Source organism: Paraburkholderia sp. SIMBA_053, assembly GCF_046534895.1.
GTDB lineage: Bacteria > Pseudomonadota > Gammaproteobacteria > Burkholderiales > Burkholderiaceae > Paraburkholderia > Paraburkholderia caledonica.
This window is the reverse complement of sequence record NZ_JAWRXU010001645.1, coordinates 1-238: the sequence shown is the minus strand read 5'-3', so window position 1 is coordinate 238 and position 238 is coordinate 1. Positions and strand designations below refer to the sequence as shown.

Annotated in this window: 1 pseudogene; it reads left to right on the top strand. The window is 70.2% G+C overall.

The window, feature by feature from the left end:
• A pseudogene (locus tag SB753_RS41140) lies at nucleotides 1–238 on the top strand (hypothetical protein); the annotation flags it as partial.

Below are 238 nucleotides of genomic sequence, written 5' to 3'. Positions count from 1 at the left end.
ACGGCGTCGGCGGCGGTTTATCGCTGCGTGTCGCCGTGGCTCGGCGCGTGGCAGGCGGTTCCGTTGACGCTTGCCGTGTTCGCGCTTCTCGCGCTTTGCGCGCTGAGGCACGACCGGGCGCAACCTGTGGCTCTGCAGATCGGCCGCGAGAATCTCACTGCGTGGGGGCGGGCCGGTATCCTGCTCGCACAAGGCCGCATAGCGGGCTGCGCGCACTGGGGCGACCGTTTGCTGGTGC